The organism is Microbulbifer maximicatervae (SeqCode) (assembly GCF_052467825.1).
Genome location: NZ_CP174327.1, coordinates 2,027,425 through 2,050,535 on the forward strand (window position 1 = coordinate 2,027,425; position 23,111 = coordinate 2,050,535).

21 protein-coding genes are annotated in these 23,111 nt (G+C 52.8%); 10 read left to right on the forward strand and 11 right to left on the reverse strand.

Translation table 11 applies throughout. The features are described 5' to 3' along the window. Positions 1–308 precede the first annotated feature (308 nt). From ACJJII_RS09045 to uvrA, 5 genes are all read right to left on the reverse strand, one after another. A complete protein-coding gene (locus tag ACJJII_RS09045) occupies positions 309–1,286 on the reverse strand; it encodes a 5-oxoprolinase subunit C family protein (RefSeq protein ID WP_444918921.1) in 978 nt (325 codons plus the stop codon). Between the two features lie 12 nt (positions 1,287–1,298). After that, positions 1,299–2,027 (reverse strand): 5-oxoprolinase subunit PxpB, encoded by a 729-nt coding sequence (gene pxpB / locus ACJJII_RS09050; RefSeq protein WP_282934382.1) that lies wholly within the window; start codon positions 2,025–2,027, stop codon positions 1,299–1,301. Next, entirely contained in the window at positions 2,024–2,773 is a 750-nt protein-coding gene (gene pxpA, locus ACJJII_RS09055; protein ID WP_444918922.1) for a 5-oxoprolinase subunit PxpA, read from the reverse strand. Before pxpA ends, pxpB begins: the two co-directional genes overlap by 4 nt. Positions 2,774–2,839: 66 nt before the next feature. Continuing rightward, the gene (locus ACJJII_RS09060) at positions 2,840–3,439 is read right to left on the reverse strand and encodes a hypothetical protein (RefSeq protein ID WP_444918923.1); all 600 of its coding nucleotides are present in this window, start codon (positions 3,437–3,439) and stop codon (positions 2,840–2,842) included. Positions 3,440–3,527: 88 nt separating this feature from the next. Further along, the gene (uvrA, locus tag ACJJII_RS09065; protein ID WP_444918924.1) at positions 3,528–6,353 is read right to left on the reverse strand and encodes an excinuclease ABC subunit UvrA; all 2,826 of its coding nucleotides are present in this window, start codon (positions 6,351–6,353) and stop codon (positions 3,528–3,530) included. A gap of 159 nt (positions 6,354–6,512) precedes the next feature. Here uvrA and ACJJII_RS09070 point away from each other — a divergent pair, with 159 nt between their 5' ends. From ACJJII_RS09070 to ACJJII_RS09085, 4 genes are all read left to right on the forward strand, one after another. Further along, positions 6,513–7,919 carry a mannose-1-phosphate guanylyltransferase/mannose-6-phosphate isomerase gene (locus ACJJII_RS09070; RefSeq protein WP_444895275.1) on the forward strand — a complete coding sequence of 469 codons (1,407 nt, stop codon included), beginning with the start codon at positions 6,513–6,515 and terminating at the stop codon, positions 7,917–7,919. A 90-nt stretch (positions 7,920–8,009) separates the two neighbouring features. Next, the gene (locus ACJJII_RS09075; protein WP_413664292.1) at positions 8,010–9,161 is read left to right on the forward strand and encodes an MFS transporter; all 1,152 of its coding nucleotides are present in this window, start codon (positions 8,010–8,012) and stop codon (positions 9,159–9,161) included. A gap of 172 nt (positions 9,162–9,333) precedes the next feature. Further along, on the forward strand, positions 9,334–9,957 hold the full coding sequence (ssb, locus tag ACJJII_RS09080; RefSeq protein ID WP_282934376.1) for a single-stranded DNA-binding protein: 624 nt from the start codon (positions 9,334–9,336) through the stop codon (positions 9,955–9,957). A gap of 15 nt (positions 9,958–9,972) precedes the next feature. Continuing rightward, on the forward strand, positions 9,973–10,821 hold the full coding sequence (locus ACJJII_RS09085) for a sugar nucleotide-binding protein (protein ID WP_444918925.1): 849 nt from the start codon (positions 9,973–9,975) through the stop codon (positions 10,819–10,821). Positions 10,822–10,880: 59 nt separating this feature from the next. Here the strand turns inward: ACJJII_RS09085 and fabB are convergent, their stop codons facing one another. Together fabB and fabA are read right to left on the reverse strand one after the other, a co-directional pair. After that, positions 10,881–12,104, reverse strand: a complete 1,224-nt coding sequence (gene fabB / locus ACJJII_RS09090; RefSeq protein WP_413664294.1) for a beta-ketoacyl-ACP synthase I — start codon at positions 12,102–12,104, stop codon at positions 10,881–10,883. A 67-nt stretch (positions 12,105–12,171) separates the two neighbouring features. Further along, positions 12,172–12,696: a 3-hydroxyacyl-[acyl-carrier-protein] dehydratase FabA gene (fabA, locus tag ACJJII_RS09095; protein WP_108731685.1), complete on the reverse strand. Its 525-nt coding sequence runs from the start codon at positions 12,694–12,696 to the stop codon at positions 12,172–12,174. Positions 12,697–13,014: 318 nt separating this feature from the next. Here fabA and galU point away from each other — a divergent pair, with 318 nt between their 5' ends. Then, a complete protein-coding gene (gene galU, locus ACJJII_RS09100) occupies positions 13,015–13,866 on the forward strand; it encodes a UTP--glucose-1-phosphate uridylyltransferase GalU (RefSeq protein WP_413664295.1) in 852 nt (283 codons plus the stop codon). Next, the gene (locus ACJJII_RS09105; RefSeq protein WP_444918926.1) at positions 13,863–15,209 is read left to right on the forward strand and encodes a phosphohexomutase domain-containing protein; all 1,347 of its coding nucleotides are present in this window, start codon (positions 13,863–13,865) and stop codon (positions 15,207–15,209) included. Before galU ends, ACJJII_RS09105 begins: the two co-directional genes overlap by 4 nt. A gap of 91 nt (positions 15,210–15,300) precedes the next feature. Here the strand turns inward: ACJJII_RS09105 and ACJJII_RS09110 are convergent, their stop codons facing one another. Then, complete coding sequence (locus ACJJII_RS09110; protein ID WP_444918927.1) at positions 15,301–15,930, reverse strand: hypothetical protein; 630 nt, start codon at positions 15,928–15,930, stop codon at positions 15,301–15,303. Positions 15,931–16,180: 250 nt separating this feature from the next. Next, positions 16,181–17,143 carry an octaprenyl diphosphate synthase gene (gene ispB / locus ACJJII_RS09115; protein ID WP_444914818.1) on the reverse strand — a complete coding sequence of 321 codons (963 nt, stop codon included), beginning with the start codon at positions 17,141–17,143 and terminating at the stop codon, positions 16,181–16,183. A gap of 249 nt (positions 17,144–17,392) precedes the next feature. Between ispB and rplU the strand changes: the two genes are divergently transcribed. From rplU to proB, 4 genes are all read left to right on the forward strand, one after another. After that, on the forward strand, positions 17,393–17,704 hold the full coding sequence (rplU, locus tag ACJJII_RS09120) for a 50S ribosomal protein L21 (RefSeq protein ID WP_108731690.1): 312 nt from the start codon (positions 17,393–17,395) through the stop codon (positions 17,702–17,704). Between the two features lie 17 nt (positions 17,705–17,721). Continuing rightward, positions 17,722–17,979 carry a 50S ribosomal protein L27 gene (rpmA, locus tag ACJJII_RS09125; protein WP_073277572.1) on the forward strand — a complete coding sequence of 86 codons (258 nt, stop codon included), beginning with the start codon at positions 17,722–17,724 and terminating at the stop codon, positions 17,977–17,979. 189 nt (positions 17,980–18,168) lie between these two features. After that, on the forward strand, positions 18,169–19,377 hold the full coding sequence (cgtA, locus tag ACJJII_RS09130; RefSeq protein ID WP_444912069.1) for an Obg family GTPase CgtA: 1,209 nt from the start codon (positions 18,169–18,171) through the stop codon (positions 19,375–19,377). A 70-nt stretch (positions 19,378–19,447) separates the two neighbouring features. Continuing rightward, positions 19,448–20,584: a glutamate 5-kinase gene (gene proB, locus ACJJII_RS09135; protein WP_444918928.1), complete on the forward strand. Its 1,137-nt coding sequence runs from the start codon at positions 19,448–19,450 to the stop codon at positions 20,582–20,584. 67 nt (positions 20,585–20,651) lie between these two features. Here the strand turns inward: proB and rpsT are convergent, their stop codons facing one another. Both rpsT and ACJJII_RS09145 read right to left on the reverse strand, forming a co-directional pair. Continuing rightward, complete coding sequence (rpsT, locus tag ACJJII_RS09140; protein WP_108731693.1) at positions 20,652–20,918, reverse strand: 30S ribosomal protein S20; 267 nt, start codon at positions 20,916–20,918, stop codon at positions 20,652–20,654. A gap of 143 nt (positions 20,919–21,061) precedes the next feature. Next, positions 21,062–23,086 carry an ATP-binding protein gene (locus ACJJII_RS09145; RefSeq protein ID WP_444918929.1) on the reverse strand — a complete coding sequence of 675 codons (2,025 nt, stop codon included), beginning with the start codon at positions 23,084–23,086 and terminating at the stop codon, positions 21,062–21,064. Positions 23,087–23,111: the final 25 nt, after the last annotated feature.

The following is a 23,111-nucleotide window of genomic DNA, read 5'->3' on the forward strand; positions in this document are numbered from 1 at the left end:
ATCCTGCAATAATTGTTTGGAGATTTATTTGCTCCCTATAGATAATCAACTTGCACGCTAGTCCAAATCGCTGTTTGGGTAAAACCCAATGAGGTTAGTTAATAATGATGTTTTGGTCTAGAAAGATATGAGGGGAAACTTGCCGGTCACAGAATTTCTGTAATATTTTTTCTTTTTTGTTCAAAAATATTCCACTTAAATTTTTAATAAAATTATTTTGTCTATTTTGGCGTAATTTTTATTCTCTACTTTATGCTGTTATTTTTGAGCATTAAATAGTTCTGTATCTGATAATGTTTATGCTTGTATTAAAGGGATAGTGCCTCCCTGTGATTAAGATTTAGGCTCTGTTGGAGTTTTTTAATTAGGTCTTGTTTCTTTTTGAAAATTTCACGCGATTCTTCAATGCTTATTTCTTGAAATGTGATTTTGTTTTTTGGGGCTAGCTGACCCAGGCGATGAAGTTCCGATTTTATAATATGGCCTATTCGGGGGTACCCGCCAATAGTCTGTCCCTCAATAAAGGAAATAATAGGATTGGCATCGGGTGGTACTTGAATGCTGCCGGGATAGAGTCCTGCTGATGATAGTTGTGGCTTTCCGTTTGTAATTTTATGAATTGTAGAATTGTTTTTAGTGGATAGACGAATGCCCATACGATTGCTTTGGGTAGAAACCAGATAGGTTGAGCCGTAAAAGTGTTCAATAAATTTCTTGGAAAATAAATTGCTCTCTGGTCCAGCCACTAGTCGTAGCTTTGAATTATGTGAGTAGTGAAGGTGAAACCTTTTATTTAGTACAGATTCTTTTGCGGTGTGGACTTCTTTAAAGTGGATGACTTCGTTAGATGTGATCGGTTTGCCACTATTTGCGCCAAATTTACTTATAACGTGAGTTGCAGAGCTACCTAAGATATTGGGTGCGTCTATCTTGGCAGAAATCGCAAGGTAGGTTCTTGCACCGGAAATAGCTTGAGCTATATCCAAAATATCACCAGGCTTAACCCTATAGGTTCGGAAATTATCAATTGACTCGTTATTTAAGGAGCCTCTGAATTGGCCTCCGGCTATAGCGATAGTGAGATTGCAGAGGAATTCGATTCTAGGACCGAGCAGGGTGATCTCAAAGGTTGGGTGCCCTAACGGGTTTCCTAATAACAGGTTGGCTATTTTCATCGATAGTGGGTCGGCAGCACCTCCCCATGGAATTCCACAGTGCATCATGCCTGGACGACCCAGGTCCTGAATACTTGTCTGTAGCCCTGCTCGAAGAAAGTGAATACCCATAGACCCTCCTTTTTAGGGTGAACTACTTTTAGTACTCTGCGAGAGTATATGAAATTGCTGAGAATCTATTGCATAAAACTCAATTTCATCTAAAGGTGCAGCGATAAATGGGGAGGGTTCCGCAGGTTGAAAAAGACTAAGGGGTGTCTGGCCAATAATTTGCCATCCCCCCGGTGTAGCTTGTGGGTAGATGCCTGTTTGTTCTCCACCTATCCCGACAGCGCCTGCGGGAATTCTGGTTCGGGGAGTTTCTTTTCTGGGGCAATATAGCTTTGGGTCAAGTCCGCCAAGGTATAAGAAGCCTGGAGTAAAGCCCAACATATGCACTAAGTAACGTTGTGCGGTATGTCGTTTGATGATTTCCTGTGACGATAATTTGGTATGTTCTGATAATGCCTCAAGGTCTGGAGAAAAGCCTTCTTCGTAGCATACGGGAATACGCACTATGCGTGGTCTACTGGTGAAGGGGGCAGGGTTGTTTAGAAAGTCCTCGGTAGTTTTAGTGAGTAATTGGTATAAGGTTTTGTGATCCCATAGGGAAGGATTGAAAATAACAGTTAAGCACTGGTATGCAGGAATGATATCAATGATACCTGGATGAACTTCATTTAATAGAGCCGCTCTCAAACCGATAATTGTCCGGCTAAGAGCTTTGCATGGTTTGCCGGAAAAGCGGATATCTACTGCACAATCTCCGTTAATGGTAATAGCTAGTGGTATATGGGGGGCGGGGTGTGTCACCGAGCTATACTCACGCCGTTTGCATTGAGATGTTGATTAAGTTGTCTGGCGATAATGGGCGCTTGGGGATTATCGCCGTGGAGGCAGATGGTATCCACAGAGAATTGTAATTTTTCACCATGATAATCGTTAAATTCTAAACCCTTTGCCAAGCAGATAGCTTGCTCTAAGCACTGTTCTGTCTCAGCAATAACAGCGCCCGCCATTGAGCGTGGAGTTAGTTGGTTATTGCTGAGGTACTGCCTGTCCATAAATCCTTCGCGAATAAATGTTTTATTTTGTTTGGCAGCAGCGAACTGCATGGCAGCGTTGGCTAACCCAATAATTTTCAGTGAAGGATATTCTTTGTCGAGTAGGGTAATAATGCTTTTAGCGAGTTCTCTGTTTGACTCTGTATCATTGTAGAGAGCGCCGTGTAGTTTAATATGGTCTAAAGTTGCTCCTAGGCTGCGCGCGATATTTTCTAGTTGGTTTACTTGTGTGCAAAGAGAGTCGAGCAATTTATTTTGAGGAATAACTAGAGATTTGCGGCCAAAATTTTCCCTGTCGGGGTAGCTGGGGTGCGCGCCGATTTTTAAGCTGTTTTTTAGGGCGTTTTCGATTGATCTACCCATGATCTCGGGAGTGCCAGCGTGACCGCCGCAAGCTATATTGCAACGGGAAATAAACGGCATGATTTGGGCGTCCCTGTCACAGCTGTGTAAATCAGCACCTTCACCCAGATCGCAGTTGATATCAATGTTCACTGTGGCATCCTGCCTGTAATATATTTTGAATGGGTTTTAACGCTAAGAATCTGCCTATTAAAGTGGTTAATTGTCAGGGCACTGGCTGACTTCCATTGAAATTTTCTTTGAATTTGACTCATAGCAATTTCCCAGCGGTGAGCAGAAGCAGGCGGAAACCGAAAGTTCCCATCTTTCCGTATTAACTTTTTCCCACAGTTCAGAAGTCGTAGCACCACGACTTAAAGAATAGAAAGGATACTCCGATTGTGCGGGAATGATAACTTCGTTGATCTCTGATGAGATTTGAAACCCCTCATCAAGGGGAGGGTGATGATTTTTAAGGTTCCTATTATATTTACCCATCATCATTTCATACTCTTTCTGACAGCAGGCTTGTAAAAAAGCATGGGTACTTGAGTAATCTGTATTTTTATATTTGAAGCTAACGGACTTTAGGATGGCAGGTCCGGACCCGGCATTGTGGAAGTTAAAGGTAATTAGGTTCCGATTACTTTCCTCGTCATAGTTCTCATGGCTGAACTGAATAACCGGCATTGTCATTATTTTGACTTGTTGATTGGCAGCTCTGGCTTGCAAGTAGGTGGCGTAGAAGGATGCCAGAGAAATCATAATTGCACTTACCGCGATCACTAAATTTAAGCGGTCGCGATTGAATAACTTCATATCTTGTCGCACCTATCTACTGGTTATTTTTAAGTGAGCTGAGCAAGAAAGGATGCCGATCTATAGGTTGGCATCCTTTCTTGTTCAATCAGTTCAGCATGGTTTTAAGAAAACGCCCGGTATGGGAAATGTCCATTTCTGCAACATCCTCAGGTGTCCCCGTGGCAATAATTTGTCCGCCGCCAGAGCCACCCTCCGGGCCAAGGTCTACAATCCAGTCTGCAGTTTTGATCACGTCCAGGTTGTGTTCGATCACTACGATGGTATTGCCGTGATCGCGTAGGCGATGCAGAACATCCAGCAGCAATTGGATATCGGCAAAGTGCAGGCCGGTAGTCGGTTCGTCGAGGATGTACAGGGTTTGCCCAGTGTCTCGTTTGGATAGCTCGCGGGAGAGTTTTACCCGTTGGGCTTCACCACCTGAGAGAGTGGTGGCAGCCTGGCCCAGCTTGATATATGAGAGGCCGACATCCATCAGGGTTTGCAACTTCTTCGCGATTGCGGGCACAGGGTCAAAGAATTCCCGTGCATCTTCCACGGTCATTTCCAATACTTCGTGGATATTCTTGCCCTTGTAGTGTACCTCCAGGGTCTCGCGGTTGTAGCGCTTGCCGTGACAGGTATCGCAGGGTACATAGACATCCGGCAAAAAGTGCATTTCTACCTTAATCACCCCGTCGCCCTGGCAGGCCTCGCAGCGCCCACCCTTGACATTAAAGCTGAAGCGTCCAGGTTTATAGCCTCTTGAGCGGGCTTCCTGGGTGCCGGCAAACAAGTCGCGAATTGGGGTGAAAATACCGGTATAAGTTGCTGGGTTTGAGCGAGGAGTGCGCCCGATAGGACTCTGATCAATATCCACGCATTTGTCGAAGTGCTCCAGACCGTGCACCTCTTTATAGGGGGAGGCCTTAAGGGTTGTTGCTTTGTTAAGTGCAGTGGCGGCCAGTGGATAGAGGGTTGTATTAATCAGGGTGGACTTACCAGAGCCGGATACACCAGTTACACAGGTAAATAATCCTACTGGGATCTCCAGATCGACGTCCTGTAAATTATTTCCACTGGCCCCTTCGAGGCGCAACAAATAGTCCGAGTCGGGTACGTAGCGCTCTTCCGGTACGGCAATTTTCTTTTTGCCGGAGAGGTACTGACCGGTTAGGGATTTCTTGCACTTGGCAATTTTATCGGCGGTACCCGCTGCCACGACTTCTCCACCATGGACACCGGCACCGGGGCCAATATCGACGATAAAGTCGGCACTGCGAATGGCATCCTCATCGTGCTCCACCACAATAACCGTGTTGCCGATATCGCGTAGGTGGGTGAGGGTGTTGAGCAGGCGCTCGTTGTCTCGCTGGTGTAGGCCGATAGAGGGTTCATCGAGAATATACATCACGCCCACGAGGCCGGCGCCGATCTGGCTGGCGAGGCGGATGCGCTGTGCTTCGCCGCCGGAGAGGGTTTCTGCACTGCGGTTCAGGGTCAGGTAATTCAGGCCGACATCGACGAGGAAGCGGAATCGATCGCGCAGCTCTTTGAGAATCTTATCGGCAATCTCTTTCTGGGCGCCTTTAAAAGCCAGCTCATGGTCGAAATACTCGAACGCATCGCCTACAGGCAGCTCAGTAATTTGCGCCAGGGTGCGGTTATCCACAAAGACATGACGGGCCTCGCGGCGCAGGCGGGTACCGTGGCACTCTGGGCATTTTTGTGTACTCAGATACTTGGCTAACTCCTCCCGTACCGATTGGGACTCGGTATCCCGATAGCGGCGTTGGAAGTTGGGGATAATGCCCTCGAAGGTGTGCTGGCGCACGGTGACATCGCCGCGATCATTGACGTAGCTGAAGTCTATCTCTTCGTCGCCACTGCCCTGCAGGATAACCTTGCGGTGGGCTTTGCGTAATTTTTTCCAGGGCTTATCCAGATCGAAACCGTAGTGCTCGGCGAGGGAGTCGAGCATGTGGTAATAGTAAATGTTGCGTCTGTCCCAACCGCGAATAGCGCCTTCGGAAATACTGCTTTCCGAATCGATAATTACCTTGTCTTCATCGAAGAACTGCTTGACGCCCAGGCCGTCACAGCTGGGGCAGGCGCCCGCAGGGTTGTTGAAGGAGAATAGGCGGGGTTCCAGCTCATCCAGTGAGTAGTCACAGACGGGGCAGGCGTGGCGGGCAGAGAAGAGGCGATCTTCCTGGTCTCCATCCATAAAACTGATGGAGGCGATACCGTCGGTGAGATTCAGGGCAGTTTCGAAGGATTCCGCCAAACGCAGTTGCAGGTCCTCACGCACCTTAAAGCGGTCTACCACCACCTCAATGGTGTGCTTGCGGCGCTTATCCAGCTTGGGGGTGTCGTCCAGGTCACAGATAACTCCGTCGATCCGTGCCCGCACAAATCCGTCCCGGCGCAATTGTTCAAATACGTGCTGGTGCTCACCCTTTCGATCGCGAACTACCGGCGCCAGCAACATAATCTTGCTGCCTTCCGGTAAAGCCAGTACCTGATCCACCATCTGGCTGATCGTCTGGGCTTGCAGGGGTTCGTCGTGCTCGGGGCAGCGGGGTTCTCCAACCCGGGCAAATAGCAGCCGCAGGTAGTCATAGATCTCTGTGATGGTACCCACAGTGGAGCGGGGGTTGTGTGAGGTGGACTTCTGCTCGATTGAAATAGCCGGTGATAGCCCCTCGACGGTATCCACATCCGGCTTTTCCATCATCGACAGGAATTGACGGGCGTAGGTGGAGAGTGATTCCACGTAGCGGCGCTGCCCCTCTGCGTAGAGGGTGTCAAAGGCCAGGGAAGATTTGCCGGAACCGGACAGGCCGGTGATAACGATCAGTTTATCGCGGGGAATGTCCAGATCGATATTCTTCAGATTGTGGGTGCGAGCACCCCTTACATAAATCGTGTCCACGCTCTACCTATATGCTGCTAATACTGGGCCGGGCCTCGGACTTGCTCCGCGCGGGGCGATCACAACTGCGGTGCCGGAAAAACAGTCAAGTATAAACTCGCCACCTGATGTGCGAAAATTGTCTTTCGCAATACCCGACATTCAGGCAGATAGCATTCGATGATTCCTGTGATTCTCTGTGGTGGCACTGGCTCGCGCCTGTGGCCACTCTCTCGCGAGGCCTACCCTAAACAGTTCTTACCCCTTATCGGTGGTGAAACGATGTTACAGGCAACCGTAAGGCGCCTGGAGGGCATTGAGCCATTACAGGCGCCGATCCTGGTATGCAACGAAGAGCATCGTTTTGCCGCTGCCGAGCAATTGCAGGAAATCGGCCACGGAGCCCAGTCCATTTTACTGGAGCCCTGCGCGCGCAATACTGCACCGGCTATTGCCCTGGCTGCCCTGGCAGCACTGGAGTCAGGAGCTGACCCTTTACTGCTGGTATTACCGGCAGACCACGCCGTTTCTGACGAGGCAAATTTTCAGGAGTCTGTAGAGTCGGCCCGAGCCCTGGCTGAGCAGGGGTATCTGGTCACCTTTGGTATTGTGCCGACCCGGGCGGAGACCGGATACGGCTACATTCGGCGCGGGGATAAATTGGCGGAAACTGCTTGGAAAGTGGCGGAGTTCGTCGAAAAGCCGGACACTGAAACCGCTGAAGCTTACCTGGCCTCCGGGGATTACTCCTGGAACAGTGGCATGTTCCTGTTCCGAGCTTCCCGCTATCTGGAGGAGTTGGAGCGGTACCGTGCAGATATTCTCACAGCCTGCCGCAGTGCCTATAAGAGTGCCGCGAGGGATCTGGATTTTACCCGGGTGGATAGAGAGGCTTTTGCAGCCTGCGCAGATGAGTCTGTGGATTATGCAGTAATGGAGCCGACGGAATCCGCGGCAGTTGTACCTATGGATGCGGGTTGGAGCGATGTGGGCTCCTGGCAGGGGCTATGGGAGTTGGCAAAACGCGATGCCAATGACAATTTGCTTCAGGGTGATGTGTTGCTAGAAGACTCCCAGCGCTGCCTGGTGCGTGGCGAGAGCCGCTTGGTCAGCCTTCTCGGTGTATCCGACCTAGTGGTTGTCGATACTGACGATGCGCTTCTGATCGCTGACCGGCAACGGGTCCAGGAAGTCAAAAAACTGGTCAGTAACCTCAAGAACACTGGTCGCAGTGAGGCCCAAAGGCACCGCAAGGTATATAGGCCCTGGGGCTACTACGACTCGATTGATGCGGGTCCACGCTTTCAAGTGAAGCGTATTGTGGTGAAGCCGGGCCAGCAGCTATCCCTGCAGATGCATCACCACCGCGCTGAACACTGGGTTGTGGTGCAGGGAACTGCGAAGGTTACCCGGGGTGAAGAAGAGGTCCTGATCACCGAGAACCAATCGACTTATATCCCCCTGGGGGTGGTCCACCGCCTGGAGAACCCCGGCACGATTCCCTTGGAGCTGATTGAGGTGCAATCCGGCAGTTATCTCGGAGAGGATGACATTGTCCGCCTCGATGATGAGTACGGTCGTAACTAGTTGTGGATAAAAGTTGTGCTGTTTCCCCTACAGCCGGGAGGCGGCTCACTGTACAATGCGCGCCCTATTTGATGCTGTTCCGGGATTTGCATGAATTCCATTGAGCGCCGCGCCCTGGGTGGGCTGGCTTCCCTGTATGTCTTTCGTATGCTGGGCCTGTTTATGGTCCTGCCGGTTCTCACTGTGTACGGCGAGGGCTATCGTGATAGCACGCCCATGCTGCTGGGGCTGGCAATGGGTGCCTATGGCCTGAGTCAGGCGATACTCCAAATTCCTCTGGGGCTCCTGTCCGATCGTTGGGGGCGCAAGCCGGTCATTTATACCGGCCTTGCACTGTTTGCCCTGGGCAGTGTCATCGCTGCGCTGACAGATTCGGTTTACGGCCTTATTGTGGGGCGGGTACTGCAAGGTTGTGGTGCTATTGCCGCTGCTGTGATGGCGCTGGTTGCCGACTTAACCCGCGATGAAAAGCGCGGTATTGCGATGGCGATTATCGGAGCGTCTATTGGCGTTGCATTTATGCTGGCGGTGATCCTGGGGCCGGCGCTGGCCGGTGTGGGCGGCTTGCCGGCAATTTTCTGGGTCACTGCTGGATTAGCACTGCTGGGTGGATTATTGGTTTGGCGCCTGGTGCCGACTCCGGAGGCGGCTCGGCGGCCCGCGGTTTATGGCAGTGGTTTTCGTTCGGTAGTTAAAAGTGGTCTTGTTTGGCGCTTGGTTTCTGGGGCCTTTTTCTCCCACTTGTTGCTCACGGCATTGTTTGTCGCCTTGCCATTGGTGCTAGTCGATAGGTTGGATTGGCCAGCGAGCGAACACTGGAAACTGTATGGGCCGCTAATGCTCGGCACCTTCCTGGTGATGTTGCCAATGATGAGGGCGGCAGAGAAAAGTGATCGGGTGCCTTTTGCGCTTAATTTTGCTTGTTTAGCTTTGATCGGTGGCAGTGCGGCCTTGTTGTCTGCAAGCACCTGGGTGCTGGTAGTCTTGCTGGCAGTGTTCTTCACCGGTTTCAACCTGCTTGAAGCCCTGTTGCCGGCGCAGCTAACCAGGAAGGCTCCGGCGGAAGCGAGAGGTGCAGCTACGGGGCTCTATGCGACTTTACAGTTCTTTGGCACTTTTGTCGGCGGTAGCCTGGGTGGCCTGCTGTTCGGTCTGGGGGGCGCTTCCGCAGTTGCTGCTCTGGGCTTGGCGGTGCTGCTGCTATGGATGTTGCTGTGGTGGGGTTTGCGCGAGAGAGCGTGAAGGTAGCGCTTACTAACACTGAGCCGCTATTGTATCCTACTGGATAAAAATACAATATTTACCGATGGTGCAATGTAGCACTGACGGTATTTCATAACACTTGATAGATTAATTGATTGTTTAAATAGTTTATTGCCCCGGGTGGAGCCCGGGTTGACGAGAGGAGAGGGCCATGGCCAGGGGTATTAATAAAGTAATTCTGATCGGTAATCTGGGGAATGACCCGGAAACCAAATATATGCCGAGTGGCGGTGCTGTTACCAACATCAGCCTGGCTACCAGTGAGAGCTGGAAAGACAAGCAGACTGGCCAGCAGCAGGAGCGCACTGAGTGGCATCGCGTAGTATTTTTTAACCGCCTGGCTGAGATCGCCGGTGAGTACCTGCGCAAGGGGGCCAAAGTTTATGTAGAGGGCTCTCTACGCACCCGTAAGTGGCAGGATAAGAATTCCGGCCAGGACCGCTACACCACTGAAATCGTTGCCAGCGAAATGCAGATGCTGGACGGTCGCGGTGAGCAGGGCGGCTTTGGTCAGGGTATGGGTGGCGCTGGAATGGGCGCAGCCGCAGGTGGCCAAATGGGTGGCGGCCAGCCGATGGGTGGTTCCAGCGGTTTTGACCAGCAGGGCGGCGGTTTCCAGGGTGGCTACCAGCAGCAGGGCGGCCAGGAGGCATACGGGCAGGGGCGTACCGCTCCCTCACCGATGGCACCAGCTAACCAGCAGCCCCAGCAACAGCCGAACCAAGGTCCTGCCGGTGGTTTCGATAATAGCTTTGATGACGATATCCCGTTCTAAGAACTGGATTTACCAGTGTCTGAATTGAATACAGGTTATATGCCGGATACCGTCGCCATTATCACAGCTGGTAATGAGATTGATGGTGCGCTGCAAAAAAGACTGCAGCGCGCAGGCTTTCGCATACAGCAGTTGACCCCTGGGGAAATCGATCAATTGAGACCGGGCTCAATTGTGATTAATGCCTCCGCCTGTGCCGACAATCGAGGCATGCCGGAGTCACTGCTGGTGAGTAAGCGGCTTTGTGCTGCACCCTGTGAATATATTATTCACCTCTCATCCTACCAAGTTTTTTCTGGTGGTGAGCGCCGCCGCTATGACGAGGATGAGCCCGCAGAACCACAGTCCCCGAGTGGACGCGAATGGCTGGCCTGCGAAGATGCCTTTAATGGGCTGCAAAACCTGACGATTTTGCGTTTTGGCTGGATGGTGGATAGTGGTCAGGATGCCTTGTTAGGGCGTATTTTACGCAACTTTGTGTCTGGGGAGCCTTTAGCCCTGGATGGAAGGAACAGCGGCAACCCAGTAACAGTGGTGGATATGGCTCGTGTCGCAGTGGCGGTTGCCCAGCAGCTCGCTAGCGGGGCTAAGGCAGGAGGTGTTTACCACTACGGTAGTTCTGATAGCTGCACAGCGATGGAGTTTGCCCTGGAGGTGGTCGAGCGCGCCCAGGCTTTTTACGATGAAGAGCGCTTTGCGCAATTTACTTCATTAGGGGATGAGGCAGAAAAGCGGGATCGCAGCATAGTACTTTCATGTGGCAAGCTGCGGGATGTCTTTGGTGTTCAGCAGCGGAGCTGGAGACAGGGACTGACACGCCAGGTTGAGCTGTGGTTGGAGCGCTTGCACGCGACTCCGGAATAGTTTGGTTTCTGTTGTGCAGTCAATAAAAAGGGCGCCTCGCGGCGCCCTTTTTATTTCGATTAGATTTTATCGAATATCAGGCAAGCATTAGTTCCGCCAAAGCCAAAGCTATTGGACATAGCCCGTTTGACTTCAGTCTCACGCAGCTGGCGGACAAGGTCCATGCCTTCCGCAGCGGGGTCGAGGTTCTCTACATTGGCTGATGCAGCAATAAAGTTATTCTGCATCATCAGCAGGCTGTAAATGGCCTCCTGAACCCCTGCAGCTCCCAGAGAGTGGCCTGTCAGAGATTTGGTAGAGGCGAATGCCGGAACTGTATCCCCGAAGACTTCGCGCATGGCTTTCAATTCGGCGACATCGCCTACGGGTGTAGAGGTGCCGTGGGTGTTGATATAGTCCACGCTACCCTGCAGGCCTTTGCCGTCCATACCGGCCAGAGCCTGCTGCATACAGCGGGTGGCGCCTTCACCGCTTGGGGCAACCATATCGTAACCATCGGAAGTTGCGCCGTAACCGGTCAGCTCCGCATAGATGGTCGCACCGCGAGCCACGGCGTGCTCCATTTCTTCGAGTACCAGACAGCCACCACCACCGGCGATCACAAAGCCATCGCGATCGGCATCGTAGGGGCGTGATGCTTTTGTCGGAGTATCGTTATATTTGCTTGAGAGGGCGCCCATAGCGTCAAACAAGTGAGTCAAACTCCAGGCTAGTTCCTCACCACCGCCAGCAAACACTACATCCTGCTTACCCATCTGGATAAGCTCAGCTCCGTTTCCTATACAGTGGGCACTGGTAGCGCAAGCGGAGGAAATACTGTAGTTCACCCCTTTGATTTTGAATGGAGTGGCTAAGCATGCGGAAACGGTACTGTTCATTACCTGGGGCACGCGGTAGGCGCCTACACGGCGAACACCTTTTTCCTTCAGAGTATGTGCAGCGTCAATAATCTGCTGAGTGGATGTGCCGCCAGAGCCCATCACGATACCCGTGCGCGGATTAGATATCTGCTCCTCCTGCAGGCCCGACATCTCGATTGCTTCACGCATGGCAATGTACGCATAGGCTGCAGCGTCGCCCATAAAGCGAAGTTGCTTGCGATCGATATGCTCTTTGAAATCGATGTCCACAGGCCCAGCCACATGGCTGCGCAGGCCGAGCTCCTTATACTCTTCTTGGAAGCGGATGCCGCTTCGACCAGTTTTCAGTGACTCGGTGACTTCTTTAGTGTTGGTACCGATACAGGAAGTGATACCCATTCCGGTAATGACGACCCGACGCATAGTGATCTCCAGCATAGCTTGTCGGCAGAGGACTGATGGTTTCTACCGGTATTAGTCTTAAACGAGTTTAAAAATTGTCCGTACGGGTAAATAAGCCTACGCGAAGATCCTTTGCTGTGTAAATTTCTCTTCCATCCACAGAGACACTGCCGTCGCCAATACCCATAACAAGCCTGCGCTCAACAATCCGGCTCATCTGAATATGGTAAGTCACCTTCTTGCTGGTGGGGAGAATTTGGCCTGTAAATTTAACTTCACCACAGCCCAGTGCTCGACCGCGGCCGGGGTTGCCTTTCCAGGCCAGGAAATAACCCAATAATTGCCACATAGCATCCAGGCCGAGGCAGCCGGGCATTACGGGATCGCCGGGAAAATGGCAGTCGAAGAACCATAGGTCGGGGTGAATGTCGAGCTCAGCGATCAGCTCTCCCTTGCCGAAAGCACCACCTTCCTTGGATATATGGGTGATACGATCGAGCATCAACATATTGGGAGCCGGCAACTGGGCGTTGCCTGGGCCGAACATCTCGCCACGGGAGCAGGTCAGGAGCTCCTCTCTGGTATACTCACTTTTTTGTACAAAATTACTCATCATTTCCCCGTTAGTGGGTGGTTATGCAATTGAGATTGGACACTTTTGCAAGAGCGGGCATTCTAAGGGGTCTGTGTCGCTTGTCCAGTCGGTCAAGGTGGTTTTTGTGACTGGCGTGAGAATTGTCTTCACAAATACCCCCTATTTAGCGTATTAATTCCTCATCTTATTCGTATAGTTTTGGTGTTTATCCTCGGGGGAATTCACATTTTGGGCCAAGCTTAACGTTATCGAGTGTAAGTGCTTGCACAGCGACGCTATGATAAGTTGCCAGCCCTGCGCGGGGGTGCGCTGTTTTAAATTGATTGGGGGAGCAGAATGCTCAAGAAATGCCTATTTCCTGTTGCCGGTTATGGCACTCGTTTTCTTCCTGCCACTAAGGCGATGCCGAAAGAAATGTTGCCGCTGGTGAATAAGCCATTGGTTCAGTATGGCGTTGAAGAGGCTATAGAAGCGGGGCTGACCGAGATCGGTTTTGTCACAGGGCGAGGCAAGCGCGCAATTGAGGATCACTTTGATACCAACTTTGAGCTGGAACACCAGATCGCGGGTACCGGCAAAGAACGTTACTTGGACTCAGTGCGTAAAGTGATCGATAGGGCGAGCTTTTCTTATACGCGTCAGGGCGAAATGAGAGGCCTGGGTGACGCTATTTTGCAAGGACATCGCCTGGTTGGCGATGAGCCGTTTGCTGTCGTGTTGGCTGATGACCTGTGTCTAAATGAAGATATGGGCGTTTTGGGGCAAATGGTTCAGCTTTATAAGCAATTCCGCTGCAGTATTGTTGCGGTAGAGGAGGTGCCGAAGGAGCAGATCCATAAATTTGGTGTGATCGGTGGTAATGAAATTAAGCCTGGTCTGTATCAAGTCACTGACATGGTCGAGAAGCCTGCAGCGGAAGATGCCCCCAGTAATATGGCGATTATTGGTCGTTATATCCTGACACCGGATATCTTTGATCTGATCCGAGATACTCCTCCAGGCAAAAATGGTGAGGTTCAAATTACCGATGCGCTGATGGCGCAAGCTCAGCAGGGCTGTGTATTAGCCTATGCCTTCAAAGGTCGCCGCTTTGACTGTGGTTCTGTAGAGGGCTTTATTGATGCTACTAACCACGTCTACGAAAATGTGTATTTGCCAGAGCAGGCTGCTGAGGAGAAAAGCAAGTGAGTGAGCTGACTTGCTTTAAGGCTTATGACCTTCGCGGCCGTGTACCCGATGAACTTAATACCGATGTCGCATATCGAGTGGGGCGTGCCTTTGCCCAGTTCCTGAATGCTCGTCGAGTAGTTGTTGGGCATGATATTCGGCTTACCAGTGGCGAGCTGACAGATGCGCTGGTCAATGGATTACGAGATGCGGGTGCCGATGTTTTCCATATCGGCGAGTGTGGTACAGAAGAGGTCTACTTTGCCAATTTCCACGGGGACTTTGACGGCGGTATTTGCGTTACTGCTAGTCACAATCCTATGGACTACAACGGCATGAAGTTTGTACGTGCAGGCAGTAGTCCAATCAGTGGTGATACCGGTCTACTGGATATCAAGCGCTTGGCAGAAGAAAACAACTTTGCTCCGGTTGAGCAAAGAGGCACTTTGCAGCGCTTTGAACATCGCGCTGATTTTGTGCAGCACTTATTGGGGTATATCGATAATACTGCATTGAAACCATTAAAATTGGTGGTTAATGCGGGTAATGGTGGTGCGGGGGCGGTTGTTGATGAGCTGGCTCCACACCTGCCGTTTGAGTTTGTTCGAGTTCACCATGAGCCCGATGGCAACTTTCCCAACGGTATTCCCAACCCAATTTTGCCAGAAAACCGCAGTTCTACTGCCGAGGCAGTGCGGGCAAGCGGCGCTGATTTTGGTATAGCCTGGGATGGTGATTTTGATCGCTGCTTTTTCTTCGATGAAAGTGGTGATTTTATTGAAGGTTACTATGTTGTTGGCTTGCTGGCAGAAGCTTTCCTGGCAAAAAACAACGGTGCCAAAGTTGTTCATGATCCACGCCTGCTCTGGAATACCGAGGATATTGTCCGCGCTGCTGGTGGAGAGCCGGTACAGAGTAAAACCGGTCATGCCTTTATTAAAGAGCGCATGCGCAAGGAAGATGCCATTTATGGCGGTGAAATGAGTGCGCATCATTATTTCCGGGATTTCGCCTACTGCGATAGCGGTATGATTCCATGGTTATTGGTTGCTGAGTTGGTAAGTCGCAGTGGTAAATCGCTGTCACAGCTTGTTGGTGAGCGCATGGCCGCTTTCCCCTGTTCGGGAGAGATTAACTCTAAGGTTCAGGATGCTGCAGCACTGTTAAAGGCGGCAGAGGAAAAGTATGGACCTGCAGCTGACAGCGTTGAGCACGTGGATGGGTTGAGTATCGCTTACCCCGAGTGGCGTTTTAATTTGCGTATGTCAAATACTGAACCGGTTGTTCGCTTGAATGTTGAATCCCGGGGAAGTGAGGAATTAATGCGGGAGAAAACAGAGGAGCTGCTTAAGCTTATCGGTTGATACTCGTTTTTTAATATTAAAAAGCCCCGCAACTGCGGGGCTTTTTGGTTTGGGGGTACTCAAAGTTATTTATCTGGTTTTATGGAAGAAATTATAAGAGTCGGGTGACAGCTTGGATGGGGCCTTTGGGGGTCTTTACGTGTTGAGCGAAGATTTGCCACTGGTTCTTAACCCGTACTCCAATAACATAAGCGTAGTCTGTGTAGATGTGATGGTGGGGCTTTAGCGTTGAGCGCCCAAGGGATTTTGTGACGTTACCTAAAAACCTAAACTTTCCTTGGTTGATAATTTCATTGTGTGTGGCCTTGCCATTGAGTCCCTGTTTTTTCCTTGGGCGAACATGAGCAACGGCCGGCATATTCGTATTGCGCCCGCCAATACAGAAACAGCAGTCACTGAGTTGCCCGGTAATCATAATGTCGGCACCGCTGCGCATTTGGTAGGGCTCAAGGCGATCTAGGGCAAGGTCTTCATCCCAATCGATCATACGAATATGGTGGACCTTGATTGTTTGCGGATCTTCGATAAAGACCCCTTGGCGGTGGAAAGCAAAAATTTCATTGGGGCTATCGATACCAGGTGCGCCCATGCCCATGGTGTAGGTCCCGAATTGATAATCCATGACTCCAGTATCTTTTGTACCGGTAATCCTCACCAGGTTATTTTTTAAGAACATTTCCGGGTAATTTCTAAGCTGATAAAGCGCAGTAGAGCTTCTCATGTGCTGATCTCTCCATACCAATTATATTCTTCTCGTTATTTTTGCCCCTGAGGAATTGGTGTTGGCGCTTGAAATAACAAGAGGAACAATCGTACCCAATGTTGGAGGGGTAGCGGGAAATAGATACGAATAAAGCTTGGAGGTTGGTCAGGGTTGGTAGCTGCTCGAGGGGGGAGCTGCGTTGTTTCGCATTGTGCTTAAGGTAGCGGCGCTGCCCGTGCTATCGATATAGCCCGAGCAGCATTTACTTCTAGACGTTTCTCTCTATAGCAAAACTCGCCAATTGCTGCAGGGCGGTTTTTTGTTCGCTCTCGGGCATAAAGGCCAATTGCTTTTTGGCGTCTTCTACAGCGGCCCGGGCACGATCCATGGTGTAGTCCAGAGCACCGCAGGCTTCAATGGCCTCTACTATTTCACTGAGCTTTTCCGCACTGCGCTGTTCAATTGCAGTTTTTACCAGCAGTGCCTGGTCCTTGCTGCCGTTGGCCATGGTGTAGATCAAGGGCAGGGTCGGTTTGCCCTCCGCCAGGTCATCCCCAACATTTTTACCCAGTTCTTCCGAATTACCGCGATAATCGAGAGCGTCATCAACCAGCTGGAAGGCGAGTCCCAGGTGTCGACCGTAGAGTTTCAGTGCAGTTTGTTCTTCACTTGAGCAGTTGGCTAATACGGCCGCAGTTTCACAGGCGGCTTCAAACAGTGCGCCGGTCTTTTTGTGGATGACAGTGAAGTAATTCTCTTCGCTTACTGCGGGATCACCGGCGTTGACCAGTTGCTGTACTTCACCCTCTGCGATGGTGTTGGTGGTTTCTGAGAGAATGGCCATGATGTTCATGTCTTCCAGGGCAACCATCATCTGGAAGGCGCGGGAATAGAGGAAATCTCCCACGAGTACGCTGGGCGCATTGCCCCACTTGGCATTGGCGGTAAGGCGGCCGCGGCGCATGTCAGAGGTGTCTACAACATCGTCGTGCAGTAAGGTTGCAGTGTGAATAAACTCAATAATGGTGGCGAGATCGATATGGTTCTCACCCTGATAGCCGCAAGCTTTGGCACAAAGCAGTACCAGTAGTGGGCGCAGGCGCTTCCCCCCGGCTTCGACCAGGTAGTGACCTATATTTTCCACCAGGGGAACGTCCGAGTGCAGTTGATCGAGAATGCGCTGGTTAACCGCAGCAAAGTCTTCGGCGGCGACCCGGTGAAAAGGCAGCATGTGAGAGTTCCTTATACGACTAGACAGGGGCCTCCCGGGGGCCGGAAGGCGAAGGGGCGCTATTGTATCAACCCGGCGAATTGATTAGAATCTGCGCCCCGCCAATTGCGGGCTCTTTGCGGCTATTGGGTCGTCTGCGGGCCTTTTGGCGAATAGATGTTAAACACACGGCGCAAGCTCCCGAAATGCGGAGCAGTGACTTGCTGGTCCTCCCGCTGCTTCGTGTCGTCCTTACCGGAGCATAGAAATATGTACGCTGTTTTTGAGAGCGGTGGCAAGCAACACCGTGTAGAAGAAGGCGAAGTACTTCGCCTGGAGAAGCTGGAAGTAGCAACTGGCGAATCCATCGATTTTGATAAAGTGTTCATGGTTGTCGATGGCGACAAGATCAACATTGGCGCTCCTGTTGTAGATGGCGCTAAAGTAACTGCTGAAGTGGTAAGCCACGGCCGCGGCGAGAAGGTGAAAATCATCAAGTTCCGTCGTCGTAAGCACTCCATGAAGCGCCAGGGCCACCGTCAGTGGTACACCGAAGTTAAAATCACTGGCATCAAGGCATAAGAGAGGAGTAACGACTCATGGCACATAAGAAAGCTGGCGGTAGTACGCGAAATGGTCGCGATTCCGAGAGTAAACGCCTGGGCGTGAAGCGCTTTGGCGGCCAGTCTGTAGCAGCAGGCAACATCATCGTTCGTCAGCGTGGCACCAAGTTCCACGCCGGTGTTAACGTTGGTATGGGCAAAGACCACACCCTGTTCGCCACTGCGGACGGCGTTGTGAAGTTTGAAGTTAAGGGCCCCAACAACCGCAAGTTCGTTTCTATCGAAACTGCTTAAGCGGTCATTAGCCCAAGCTTCATAAAAAGCCCCGCTATTGCGGGGCTTTTTTGTTGGAAAAGTCGCAAAAAGACCGCGACGGGAAGTTAGGGTGGCAGTTGCCCACAGGAGGCGGCTTGTCGGCTGGTATGATGATAGTGCGCGCATCTGCGCACCGGATGAGACAACCGCTGTGGCGGTGGAGTGATTATGAAGTTTGTCGATGAGGCGCCCATCTCTGTGCAGGCAGGCAAGGGCGGCAATGGCTGCCTGAGCTTTCGCCGGGAAAAATTTGTTGAGAAGGGTGGTCCGGATGGCGGTGACGGCGGCGATGGCGGCTCCGTGTACCTGGAAGCTGATGATTCCCTGAACACCCTGGTGGATTATCGCTACCAGCCCCGCTACGCCGCTGAGAGTGGCCAGCCGGGTCGAGGGCGCAACTGTACTGGCGCCAAGGGTGAGGACCTGGTCCTTAAGGTGCCGGTGGGCACCACGATCATTGATGCGGATACCGGCGAGACTATCGGCGATATGACCGAAGCCGGTGAGCGTCAGCTGGTGGCCCAGGGGGGCTTCCACGGCCTGGGTAATACCCGATTTAAGTCCAGTACTAACCGTGCGCCGCGTCAGACCACGCACGGCACTGAGGGTGAGATGCGCAGCCTCAAGCTCGAGCTAAAAGTTCTGGCAGATGTAGGCATGTTGGGGCTGCCCAATGCGGGTAAATCCACGTTTATTCGCGCCGTCTCTGCGGCCAAACCGAAAGTGGCCAACTACCCCTTTACCACCTTGGTACCAAATTTGGGGGTAGTGCAGGTTCAGAAGCATCGCAGCTTTGTGATTGCAGATATTCCCGGCCTGATTGAAGGTGCAGCCGAAGGGGCGGGCCTGGGTATTCGCTTCCTCAAGCACTTAACCCGCTGTCGTGTTTTGTTGCACCTGGTTGACCTGGCTCCCTTCGATGGCTCTGATCCGGTGGAGAATGCCCGAGCCATTGAGCACGAGCTGTCCACCTTTAGCCCTACCCTGGCCGGGCGCGAACGCTGGTTGGTATTGAATAAGACGGACCTAGTTCCCGCTGCTGAGCTGGAAGAGCGCTGCCAGGCGGTAGTGGATGCCCTGGGTTGGGAAGGACCTGTGTTTCGTGTGGCAGCTATTCGGAAGGAGGGTACCGATGCCCTCGGTGGTCGCTTGATGGACTACCTGGAAGAGCGCCAGGAAATTGAGGAGCGAGATCCTGACTTGGCTGTGGCAGAGCTGGAAGCGCAGCGCCAAATGCAGCGCGAAGCTCGCGAGCGAATCGAAGAGTTGAGAGAGAGTCATCGCGCCAAACGCAAAGCTGCCAAGGGGCAGGTGGATGACGACGAGGATTGGGATGATGACGACGACCACGATGTGGATGTCGAGTATCGCTCTTAAATGGCATGGAGCGAGCAGTTGCTGAAGTAGCTTGGCTCGCTCAATAGTTATCTTGTCCTGAGGGGGAAGCATGGACTCCGCAACAGTGTCCCGGCAGGCGTTGACTAAAGCCCAGCGGTGGGTGGTAAAAATTGGTAGCGCCCTTCTGACAGATAATGGTCGAGGTGTGAATACCGCTGCCATTTCTGCCTGGGTTGCACAGATGGCTGATTTGCGCCGTCAAGGAATCGAAGTGGTTCTGGTTTCATCCGGTGCTGTTGCGGCCGGAATGGATCGATTGGGCTGGTGTCGCCGGCCCGAGTCTATCCACCAGTTACAGGCGGCTGCTGCTGTGGGGCAGAGCCACCTTGTGCAGGTCTATGAGCAGGCTTTTAGCCGTTTTGATATTCGCAGCGCTCAGATCCTGTTGGATCACGATGACCTTTCCAATCGCACTCGCTACCTGAATGCTCGCAGCACCTTGCGCACGCTCCTGTCACTGGGGGCTGTGCCTATCGTGAATGAAAATGACACGGTAGTGACTGACGAAATACGTTTCGGCGATAACGATACCCTGGCGGCCTTGGTTGCAAATCTGGTTGAGGCAGATGCGCTGCTGATTTTGACCGATGCGGATGGGCTGTTTACTGAAGATCCCCGCGATAACCCCGAAGCAGAATTAATCAGCGAGGCATCTGCACTTGATCCCAAGCTGCTGGAGATGGCGGGGGATTCCCGCAGCGGTCTGGGTCGTGGTGGTATGACCACCAAGGTGCGCGCAGCGCAGCTGGCAGCGCGCTCAGGAGCTCGCACAGTGATCGCTGGCGGCGCCCTGGAGGCGGTGATAGATAAAGTCTGTGCCGGCGAGCAGCTGGGTACCCTGTTGCTGCCAGAAGCAGATCCCCTGGCGGCACGTAAGCGCTGGCTTGCGGGGCAGTTGCAGGTGCGCGGAACCCTGTTAGTGGATGCCGGTGCCGAGGCGGCTATGACTGGGAGTGGTAGCAGTCTGTTGCCGGTGGGGGTTACCGCTGTTGAAGGGCGTTTCAGGCGAGGGGATCTGGTGTCTTGCAGGAATGCTGAAGGTCGCGAGATAGCGCGGGGCCTGGTCAATTATGACAGTAGTGAGAGCGGTCGGATTCTGGGGCAGTCATCGGAGAAGTTTGCCGACCTTTTAGGGTATCGGGATGACGATGAATTGATTCACCGCGATAACCTGATCCTGCTCTGAATTGGCAAGTTTCGAATACAAAAAAGCCCCGCAATGCGGGGCTTTTTTGTGTCTGCTGCCTAAGGGATTAGGCGGCCAGAGCTTTGATCTGAGCGTTCAGACGGCTCTTATGACGAGCGGCTTTATTCTTGTGAATAATGCCTTTGTCTGCCATACGGTCAATAACGGGAACTGCTTCTGCGTACGCAGTTTTTGCTTTTTCCGCATCGCCGGCATCGATGGCCGCAACTACCTTCTTGATGTAGGTGCGCACCATGGAGCGCAGACTGGCGTTGTGCATGCGGCGCTTGTCGTTCTGGCGCGCGCGTTTCTTCGCTTGAGGTGAGTTGGCCACCGGTTGCTCCTGTCTGGAATCTATAAATCTGTAACTAACAGGCCCTGGGGCCCGATCGGGACGCGACATTATCCCCACAGTTGGTTGTTTGTCAACCATAGCGGGCGTCTCGGTGCAGATATGTTGTCAATCCACAACGACGGTTACCCGGTCGGCAACTCCAGGCTGAACTCTACACCGCTGCCGTCGCTGCGGTTTCGGGCTTTTAGGGAGCCTCCGTGGAAGTCTGCGATCAGTTTGGCGATATGCAGTCCCAGCCCCAGGTGGCCGGCATTATCGCCCTGGTTGCGCACAGAAACGAGAGAGTCGAACAGCTTGTGAGCGTAACCTTCCGGGAGCAGTGGGCCGTCATTGCCCACTGTGATCAAGTAGGTATCTCTGTTTGTTGCCACTGACAGGCAAATTTCACTGCCTTCGGGAGCGAAGCTACATGCGTTATCCACCAGCTTGTCCAGTAGTTGAGCCAATAACTCCGGTGCGCCGTGGCAGGCTAGCTCCCCAGTGGGTTTGTTCAGGGTAAATTGGTGTTCGCTGTGAGCATCGCCATAGCACTGTGCCATGACTTCAAGCAGGTCTGCCAGGTCGAAAGGCTCCCGCTCCGCTTGGTGGATGCTGGTTTCAAGATTGCTGGCTGCGGAGAGACTGTTGAGAATCCCCGACAGCCTTGCACTGCCATCCATAGCCCGCCCTGCATAGCGGCGGCTGTGGTCGTCGAGTTCTCCGGCGGCGAGGTTATCCAGGGATGAGCGAACCACTGCCAGCGGTGTGCGTAGCTCGTGTGACAACTTACTGGCGAGAGTGCGCAGGTACTGGTGATATTGGTCCAGTTCTGCGAGCAGGCTGGCGAAGGCCCGGTTTAGGTCTCCCAGTTCATCGCCAGCCTTTGAATGGGGAAAGTTGCCGCGCAGTTTGCCGCTGGAATCTACTGCGTTGCGGGCGGCCTGGTGTAGCTTGCGCACGCGCCAGGAAAGCCAGCTGGCGTAGCCCAAAAGGAAGAGCAGGGCGGTTGCTGCTGCGGCGCAGCTGATCAACCACAATCGGTGGGCTGCTCCCTCGGTGACTGATTGCATCGCTTCGCCAGATTGCAGGACGAGGACCTGGCCCAGAAGTGGCCGCTCAACCACTTCGTCGACCCGGGTGATAACGGGCACACTCACCGCACCAATTCGGGATTGCAGCGGCCCTGAAAACCATTGCTCCCGGGTGCCACGGCTGTCAGGCGTCGGAAGAGGCAAGCTATTTTTCGGCAGCTGTGGCAAATCCTCTCTGGAAAGCAATTTGCGATAAGCCCAGTCTCTCAGCCACGAATTGCTCTCGGAATCTGCCAGCTGTAGTTGCCCGTTGCTGGCAAGGAGAAACCCCTCGCTGTCCACTACTGCGAGGCGTAGTCCAGGGCGCGCAAAGTGGTCGAGCTCTTTCTGAAGGTCTGGCAGGGGGCTCACCAGGCGTCCTGGGTGGCCATCTGTCGGAAGTGTGCTGGCGCTGCGAGTCGGTGAGGAGCCACTGCTGTTTGCCCTGTCGTGAATGCGGATAGCGAGGGCTCCACCGGTTAGGGTTTGTGGTAGAGCCAGCTCCAATTGGTAACCGGCACCAGAAGTAGTCCATCGGCCCCTGAAACGCAGCTCGCGCTCATAGCGGCCCTCTCTCGGGTTGTGCCACAAGGCGCTGGCGGCCCCCTGGCTGGCGACGGGCAGGATGTAGTGCTGGTCAGCGGTAAATAGCTCTACAGTGTCGCCTCCAGCGATCAGGCCTGTGCGGGGGTCCCGATAGGCGGGGGTTGAGTCCGAAACAGTGAGAAGCAGGTAGATTTGCTTATCCAGTTGCCCCAGCGTCACCTGGGCCATAGGGGATAGCTGCCCGTCCTCAAGGGCTCTGGGCTCCAGTTGCTGCGCTCGCCACTCATCGCCATAGCCGTCGACTCTCGGAGCTTGAGATAGGGGATTCAGGTAGAGCTGAGCGCCTGGTGGGCGCGAAAGGCGCTGAGGATCTGGGGCGATAAGCTGGGGGGCGCTGGCCAAGCGCGCGGCAATTGCCGCCGCAGTTGCTTCAATTGCCTGGATCTGGCCTTGCGCTAGGGCGGCGTCCACCTGGCGGAGGTACTGGCAGCCGGCCCAGGGCAGGGTGAGTGCGACAAGGCTGACGAGCAAGAGTTGGCGGCGTAGGTTCATACTTAAATTTTTGAAATTGTTCGCC